The following is a 6597-nucleotide window of genomic DNA, read 5'->3' on the forward strand; positions in this document are numbered from 1 at the left end:
ACCCACAAGGGGATGGGGCTTGTAAAAGCCTCAAACCTCAGTGAGTTTAGTTGACCAGCCTCAGACCTTCGCGGTCTACGTTCAGAGTAAGCGTTCAAGTTCTTACCTTGGGATGCGACGCTAGTCCCAAGCTCTAAAACCAGATGGTTAAACAGTCCTAGAGGGTTAAGACAGTGCCATTTGGAAAGTACCGACTCTGAACATTGGCGAAGCGAACGTTACTCCAGCAATGGATGTCGGGGACAACCATATCCCCATTGGAGCGGTAACCATACCGCTCCACCCCGCAAGGGGACAAACCCACATAGTAAGTTAAGAATGACTACGCTTCTGACTACAGAATGGGCAATTTCGGGGGGATTGACCCCCACTCAATTGCCGCTCCTATCCATCCCCACCCACAAGGGGATAGGGTTTCTCGGAGGAAGATCATGAAATTGCCCGTTTTTTTCAAGCATAAAGTTTGGCGATCCCTGCTGATTTGGGTTGGCCCCTGTCTCTTGACCACCGGTTTTGTCATTCTGGGCTTGGGTCAGGGTTCGCGGTTGCTCGCGGGCCTGTTTGTGGGCGTGGGGGGCTTGATCACCTTGGTGGCGGTGGAACAGCGTCTTGGGATTGTGTCCCGATTATCCCAACGGCGTTCTGCTCAGGTGGGGACAAATGCGATCGCGGCCACGGTGGCGATGGTGGTGATTCTGGGCTGTGTGAATGTGTTGGCGGTACGCTTCGGGGTTCAAGTTGATGTGACGGAAACCCAGCTTTTCACCCTCTCCCCCCAAACCGAAACCTTGGTGGAGTCCCTCTCTGAACCCCTCACCGTTTGGATTTTTGAGCCAGTTCCCGATTCCATTGATCAAACCTTACTGAAAAACTACAGCCGCTTAAACCCGAATTTTCGCTATGTCTACGCTGACCCGGCCACGGAGGTATCGGCGGCGAATCGGTTTGGGGTGGAGGTGATCGGGGAAGTGCATTTGGAATATGGGCGTAAAACCCTGTTGATCCAAACCTTGCGACAAGAGGAATCCCTTTCGGAATTGCAAATTACCAACGGCATTGAAAAGATTCTGCGCGATCGCCAACCCCATGTGTATTTTCTCCAAGGCCATGGTGAATTGCCCCTCGACCCCGTGGAAGGCGGTCTCTATCAAGCCGTCACCAGCCTCGAAGAAAAAGGCTATCAAGTTAGCCCCTTGGATCTCGCCGTGGAAACTCAGATTCCCCCTGATGCCACGGTGTTAGTGGTGGCCAGTCCAGAGCGGGCCTTGTTTGAAGGGGAAGTGGATGCGATCGCCACCTATCTCGATGAAGGCGGCAGCGTCTTCGTCCTCCTCGACCCGGAAACCTTCTCCGGCCTAGAGCCACTCCTCGCGGATTGGGGCATTGAACTGGATGGCCGCTTGGTGATTGATGCCTCTGGGGCCGGGAATGCCGCCAATCTCGGCCCCGCCACCCCCATCGTCACCCAATACGGCGGCCATCCGATCACCCTCGACTTCCAAAACGGTATTTCCTTCTATCCCCTCGCCCAAGCAATCCGGATCGACGATGCGGAGGATGTGATCGCCACCCCCCTGGCGATCACCAGTGCCGAAAGTTGGGCGGAACAAAATGTCTCCTCGGAAACGTTGGAATTTGACCCCGATGAAGATCTTGAAGGCCCCTTAAACCTGGGCGTGGCCCTCACCCAAACGGTGGAGGCGGATCGGGTGGCGGCACGATTGGCCGAGCTGGATCGGGACAATGAGCTGCTATCCCTGGATGATCCGCTGGAGGTGGGGGAGGAACTGGGCCCGGAGCCTGATGCGATCGACAATGACGCAGCGGCAACGGCCGATGAGGACGAAACCCCAGACGAAGCAGAGACAGACGAGGAGGACGAGGAGGAGGACGAGGAGGATGCAGAACCCGAAGCGCGTCTTGTGGTGTTTGGTAATGCCACCTTTGCCACCAATGGCTGGTTTGAGCAGCAACTCAATGGCGATATGTTCTTAAACTCCGTTAAATGGCTGGCCGATGAGGATGAACAGTTGCTCTCGATTCGTCCGAAAACCTTAGAAAATCGTCGCATCATCCTTTCGGTGGAGCAGTCCCGGTTACTGGGCTGGTTGGCGGTGATTGTGTTCCCGGCGTTGGGGTTCATGATGGCGGGGGTGATCTGGTGGCAACGGCGTTAGGGCAGGGCATGGGGTGTAATTGTGATAGGCTGATCCCCATTGTTGGAGGTGTGGTGTGATGGATGGGGAATGCTTGCGATCGCAAATTGGCCAAATGATCGTCGTCCGTGCGTCGGGACATCTCCTCGACCACCAAATCCCCTATCCCCAATGGGAAGCCACCGCCGCCCAACTCCACCGCTGGATCACCGATTGGCAGATCGGCGGCGTGATTCTCCTGGGGGGAACGGTGACGGAAGTGGCCGTCCGCACCGAGCAATTGCAAGCCTGGGCCGCCACCCCCCTGCTGATCGCCGCTGATATTGAAGAAGGCGTGGGGCAACGCTTTCCGGGCGCAACTTGGTTTCCGCCGCCCATGGCCTTGAGTGCGATCGCTGACCCCGCCCAGGCTGACCGATTGGCCACCCAGATGGGCGCGATCACCGCCCAAGAAGCCCTCAGCATCGGGGTGAACTGGATTTTAGCCCCGGTGGTGGATGTGAACAACAATCCCAACAACCCCGTGATCAACGTGCGGGCCTTTGGCGAAGATCCCGCCACCGTCGGGCGTTTAGCCGCTGCCTTCATCCAAGGCTGCCATCAATACCCCGTCCTCACCAGTGCCAAACATTTCCCCGGCCATGGTGATACCCAAACGGATTCGCACCTACACCTCCCCAGCCTGACCCACGATCGCGATCGCCTCCAACAGGTGGAGCTTCCCCCATTCCAAGCTGCGATCGCCGCCGGAGTTGATAGCGTCATGTCCGGCCATCTCCTCATCCCCGCCTGGGACGACCAAGCCCCCGCCACCCTCTCCGCCCCGATCCTCACCGGCCAACTGCGGCATAATCTCGGCTTTGATGGCTTAATCGTCACCGATGCGTTAGTGATGGGCGGCGTGGCAAACTGGGCCAGCCCGGAAGAGGTGGCCGTGCAAGCCGTGGCCGCCGGAGCCGATATTATCCTGATGCCCGCCGACCCCGAAGCCGCGATCCTCGCCATCGCCGCCGCCGTTGAACAGGGACGCATTCCCGCCGCCCAGATCGCCGCCACCGCCGATCGCATCGCCGCCGCCAAAGCCAAACTCGCCCCCCCCGCCACCGGGATGATCAGCGATCGCCTCACCACCCTCGCCAGTCCCCACGCCCAAACCACCGTCCACACCATCCTCCACCACTCCCTCCACACCCACGCCCTCGACGCATACCAAGCCCCCGACCCCGCCGCTCAACCGATTAATTTTGTTGTCGCCCATTCCCTGCTCACCTGCGACTTTCTCAGTCGCACCGCCCCGGCGATCGCCCTACCCCAACGTCAAGGCTACCAACTCCGCTGCCTCGAACCGGAACAACTCCTCGAATTTCCCTGGGACACCCTTCACACCCCCAGCCTGCTCCAACTCTTCATCCGGGGCAATCCCTTTCGCGGCACAGCCAGCCTCCCCCCCGCCATTCAAACACAACTTAAGGGTTTATTAAGAGACCAAAAGATCGGGGCCGCGATCCTTTACGGTAGTCCTTATCTGGCCCAATGGCTGATGCAAGACTGTCCACCCCAATTTCCTTGGGCATTTACCTATGGTCAGATGCCAAGCGCACAGCATATGGTGCTTGAGACCGTCTTTCAGGCTCAACATCAAACCCGCTCAATGATTCAGGGCATTGGAGATGAATTTATATAATCTCTCTTAATCTATAATTCAGCCCTTTTTTCTCTCCACCTTGAATAATCAACCTTCAAAACTGCTGTCGGCTGCAAAATAGAGCGAAAATCAAAGCGGGAATCGGCGTTGATCATCCCGTCAGGATCTTGCTGCTGTCAAAATCCACGTTAATGGGGCAATTGGGTTCATGGTGCTTCGGTTTCGGTGTTTTGTGGGTTTTTCGTAACACAGATAACCGAAATTGAAGCAGTGTTTTAGAATTCTTATCTAGCTGGGCAATCAATCTGTAACTCTCTATACTGAATGAGGATGCTTCTCTGGGTAGGAAACCTAAAATTTTCCGTACTACACCACCCAATTAGCTCTAGATATACCACCGCTAAGGCTTATTAAAGGTGAATTATGAGTGTAAATACATTAACGGCTCCCACTCCAGATGCAGAGTATGATGCTCGGCTCCACTATTCGGTTTCAATGCTGCAAGACGAAGCTCGTCAATTGGTCGAACGGGGCTTGGTGAGCCGCCAACAACCTATTTATGTGCTTTGCCAACATATTCCTGCCCGCGAATGGGTGTATGTGGAATGCGAGTTGGCGAAGTGTGAATATTTGCTGCGCGATCGCATCGTGGACTTGATCGGCGCGCAATCTTGGGACAACGATTAAGCTCCCGGTCTAATCTGGGTTCTGAACGGATGCCGATTATTCTCCGATAGACCCTGTTCAGCGATCGCAACACCATGCCAGCGAAGAGTTATTAAGCCCAACCCAGTACCAACCAAGCTGGACTCAATTATCCCCCCCCTTGGAGAAGTCACACGGCTGCCATCAAAGCGCCGGCGTGACTTCTTCTCATCTTTGCCCGATCGCAATCCTATTTGATTCATGAACAGGCAAGGGGCTTCAGCCCCTTGTTGGCGGGGATTATAGATTTACGATTGAGGATTGCTATAGCCTGGATCGGACTTCTAGGCTTCGAGTTGCTCACAATATTGATTCAGATCCTCAATCAGGCGCGTCAGTTCTGCCTCTGAACTCAGACGGATACGATCATCACGCAGGGTCACTAAAACCTTGGCCGCAAACGGACTGGGGTAGATATTGGGATTGCAAAACAGTTCGAGAAAGACCTCTCCTGTGTGGCAATAGTCGAGGGGGGGTTTGGACTTGGGACGCTTCCCTGGGCTGCTGCTGTTGATAGTACTGGCTCTGAGGTCTTGCATGAGGGAGGCGATCGCCTCTTGAATTGCCTGCACCGTTTCCGGTGGGCAAGTGAACGAAACAGAGCCTTCGAGTAAATTAATTTTCAGTTGGGGCATTGGAAACCAATAAAGTAGCGATCGAGGATAGCAGTCGAGAAACTCGATGGGACGGCAAACGGTGTCGCTCAAGTTAGGGAAATTACAACATGAATCACGTCCGTCTGTAAATCACAGAATCCACCCACTGGGCAAATCGACCCAGAAGTCTGCGACAATTTTCAACAAACTGGCTTCGGACTCAGAATACTTATCATGGTAATGCAATCCCCACGGGATCAAGTTCGTTACGTGTTGATCCTCACCCTCGGTTTTAACCTCCTGGTCATGGCGATTAAAGCCGGACTGGGGTTTTGGACGGGGTCGTTGAGTTTACAAGCCGATGCGCTCCACAGTGTGACGGACAGCGCCAACAATGTGTTGGGTCTGTTGGCGAATCGCTGGTCTTCCCCGCACCCGGATCGCGAACATCCCTATGGTCATCAAAAATTTGAGGCGGTGGGGGCGCTGGGAATTGCCGCCTTTTTGGGCATTACCTGTTTTGAAATCCTGCGCTCGGCGGTGACGCGGCTTTGGCTGGGGACGAGTCCGGTTAATGTGTCGGGGGGGGAGTTGTGGTTATTGCTGCTGGTGTTGGGGATTAATATTTTCGTGGCGTTCTATGAACGACGGGTGGGGCTGCGGTTGGATAGCCCGCTGTTGATTGCCGATGCGAAGCATACGATGAGTGATGTGTGGGTGACGATCGTGGTGCTGGCGGGGATGATTGGGCTGTGGCAGAGTCGAGTGTGGGATCTGCCGCAGTTGCTGTGGCTGGATATTGTGCTGGCGTTTCCGGTGGCGTTGTTGGTGTTTCGCAGTGGTTGGGAGGTGCTGCGGGATAATTTGCCGTGGTTAGTGGATGAGATTGCGATCGCACCAGAAGCGATTTATCAAGTCACCATGACGGTGTCGGGGGTGGTGAACTGTCATGACATTGCCTCGCGGGGTTTGTTGGGGCGGCAGGTTTTTATCGAAATGCACATGATTGTTGAGGCTCAGGATGTGGAAACAGCCCATGAGATTACCGAAGCGGTGGAACAGGCTCTCGATGAACGGTTTGGCCCGGTGCGGGTGTTGATTCACATCGAACCGCCGGACTATGAATCGGAGCAGATCAGTTTTGGTCTGCAAGAATCATGATGGTTGTCTCGTTACAGCCTGTTCACTGATTACCCTCACCCCAAACCCCTCTCCCACGGGGCTACTGCTTATACATAACGTTCCAATGTTGGCCTCGTCTGCGTTTGATCCCCCTAAATCCCCCTTAAAAAGGGGGACTTTTTTGCGTTCCCCCCTTAAAAAGGGGGACTTTTTTGCGTTCCCCCCTTAAAAAGTAGGGCTGATTCTTTGTGATGAGAGAAAAATCTGCTCTAGCCAATTTGGCGATTTGAGCAGGGAAAATAACGGTAGTTTCCTGAAGATGCCTCAAAAAACAGTACAAATGTCCTAATTTTATTTTTCTCCCAGGAAAACG

Annotated in this window: 6 protein-coding genes; 4 read left to right on the top strand and 2 right to left on the bottom strand. The window is 54.6% G+C overall.

Going from position 1 to position 6597, the window contains the following annotated elements:
* The first annotated feature begins 431 nt into the window (after window positions 1-431).
* The 3 genes from PN477_RS19305 to PN477_RS19315 all read left to right on the top strand — a co-directional run bounded on the left by PN477_RS19305 (window position 432) and on the right by PN477_RS19315 (window position 4488).
* Complete coding sequence (locus PN477_RS19305; RefSeq protein ID WP_272117093.1) at window positions 432-2177, top strand: GldG family protein; 1746 nt, start codon at window positions 432-434, stop codon at window positions 2175-2177.
* Between the two features lie 58 nt (window positions 2178-2235).
* On the top strand, window positions 2236-3840 hold the full coding sequence (locus PN477_RS19310) for a glycoside hydrolase family 3 N-terminal domain-containing protein (RefSeq protein WP_272117095.1): 1605 nt from the start codon (window positions 2236-2238) through the stop codon (window positions 3838-3840).
* Between the two features lie 384 nt (window positions 3841-4224).
* Entirely contained in the window at window positions 4225-4488 is a 264-nt protein-coding gene (locus PN477_RS19315; protein ID WP_272117097.1) for a DUF4327 family protein, read from the top strand.
* Window positions 4489-4790: 302 nt separating this feature from the next.
* Here PN477_RS19315 and PN477_RS19320 read toward each other — a convergent pair whose 3' ends face one another.
* On the bottom strand, window positions 4791-5141 hold the full coding sequence (locus PN477_RS19320; RefSeq protein ID WP_272117098.1) for a hypothetical protein: 351 nt from the start codon (window positions 5139-5141) through the stop codon (window positions 4791-4793).
* A 195-nt stretch (window positions 5142-5336) separates the two neighbouring features.
* Here PN477_RS19320 and cdf31 point away from each other — a divergent pair, with 195 nt between their 5' ends.
* On the top strand, window positions 5337-6263 hold the full coding sequence (gene cdf31 / locus PN477_RS19325) for a CDF family zinc efflux transporter Cdf31 (RefSeq protein WP_272117100.1): 927 nt from the start codon (window positions 5337-5339) through the stop codon (window positions 6261-6263).
* 124 nt (window positions 6264-6387) lie between these two features.
* On the opposite strand, the gene PN477_RS19330 is transcribed toward cdf31, so the two are convergent.
* Window positions 6388-6597, bottom strand: a 210-nt coding sequence (locus PN477_RS19330; protein ID WP_272117102.1) for a hypothetical protein, incomplete at its 5' end; no start/stop codon positions are given.

Origin of the sequence: Spirulina subsalsa CS-330, assembly GCF_028330765.1 — a bacterium.
GTDB lineage: Bacteria > Cyanobacteriota > Cyanobacteriia > Cyanobacteriales > Spirulinaceae > Spirulina > Spirulina subsalsa_A.

Bases quoted from the DNA above. Each gene is read 5' to 3' on its own strand.
- PN477_RS19310 (WP_272117095.1), top strand. From the start codon at position 2,236: ATGGATGGGGAATGCTTGCGATCGCAAATTGGCCAAATGATCGTCGTC.
- cdf31 (WP_272117100.1), top strand. From the start codon at position 5,337: ATGGTAATGCAATCCCCACGGGATCAAGTTCGTTACGTGTTGATCCTC.
- PN477_RS19320 (WP_272117098.1), bottom strand. From the start codon at position 5,141: ATGCCCCAACTGAAAATTAATTTACTCGAAGGCTCTGTTTCGTTCACT.
- PN477_RS19315 (WP_272117097.1), top strand. From the start codon at position 4,225: ATGAGTGTAAATACATTAACGGCTCCCACTCCAGATGCAGAGTATGAT.
- PN477_RS19305 (WP_272117093.1), top strand. From the start codon at position 432: ATGAAATTGCCCGTTTTTTTCAAGCATAAAGTTTGGCGATCCCTGCTG.